The organism is Dactylosporangium cerinum, from assembly GCF_042653625.1.
In the GTDB taxonomy this organism is placed as follows: Bacteria; Actinomycetota; Actinomycetes; order Mycobacteriales; family Micromonosporaceae; genus Dactylosporangium; species Dactylosporangium cerinum.
Genome location: NZ_JBHSIU010000106.1, coordinates 1 through 828 on the forward strand (window position 1 = coordinate 1; position 828 = coordinate 828).

General features: G+C 67.6%; 3 protein-coding genes. 2 read left to right on the forward strand and 1 reads right to left on the reverse strand.

Going from position 1 to position 828, the window contains the following annotated elements; translation table 11 throughout:
* Both ACFPIJ_RS54095 and ACFPIJ_RS54100 read left to right on the forward strand, forming a co-directional pair.
* Positions 1 to 216 (forward strand): ANTAR domain-containing protein (locus ACFPIJ_RS54095; RefSeq protein WP_380127393.1); only part of this gene is annotated, 216 nt, incomplete at its 5' end.
* 166 nt (positions 217 to 382) lie between these two features.
* Entirely contained in the window at positions 383 to 703 is a 321-nt protein-coding gene (locus ACFPIJ_RS54100) for a DUF5994 family protein (RefSeq protein ID WP_380127395.1), read from the forward strand.
* Here the strand turns inward: ACFPIJ_RS54100 and ACFPIJ_RS54105 are convergent.
* Positions 616 to 828, reverse strand: a 213-nt coding sequence (locus ACFPIJ_RS54105) for an ANTAR domain-containing protein (protein WP_380127394.1), incomplete at its 5' end; no start/stop codon positions are given. The genes ACFPIJ_RS54100 and ACFPIJ_RS54105 overlap by 88 nt on opposite strands.

Consider the following 828-nt stretch of genomic DNA (forward strand, 5'->3'; position numbering starts at 1 on the left):
AACGAGGTACTCACCGAGCAACTGCAGGGCGCGCTGAACAATCGAATCATCATCGAGCAGGCTAAAGGTGCCGTCGCGCAGGCGAACAACGTCTCCGTCGACGTGGCCTTCGAGCTGATCCGGGCCTACGCCCGGCGCACCCGCCGCCGCCTCAGCGACGTCGCTCTGCACATGGCCACCGACGCGACCAGCCGGGCCGACATCACCCGAGACTGACCGAGTGAGATGGCGGGACCGGGGCACGTCGGCCACGTTCCGCGTGGGACTGCTGAAACGTCCGATCACGACCCGATGATTGCCCGCGGAGTTGTCCGGTGCGAGTGTCCGGTGAGGCTGACCGAACGTCACCGTCGTTTCGCCAGAGCCACCGACCCAACCGCGGCTGTCGCTCACCGCTGTACGGGCCGCACGAGCCGTCCTCGACGGCGGGTGGTGGCCCCGCTCCAGGAACTCGGTGGCGGAAGTACCGGGGTCGATCCTCGCCTTGGACGAACGGTACGGACCGATCCGCCAGCTGATGCTCAACAGCCATAGCATCCTGCACCGCGCCGACCGACGCACGCAGGCTGTTCGGCCACCGGAACGTCCCGGGCATCGGTGCCTTGTCTCACCCGGTCAGTCTCGGGTGACGGGCAGGATGGTCACGTCGGTGGCAACGCGAAGGGCGACGTCGCTGAGGCGGCGGCGGGTGCGCCGGGCGTAGGCCCGGATCAGCTCGAAGGCCACGTCGACGGAGACGTTGTTCGCCTGCGCGACCGCGCCCGTGGCCTGCTCGATGATGATTCGATTGTTCAGCGCGCCCTGCAGTTGCTCGGTGAGTACCTCGTT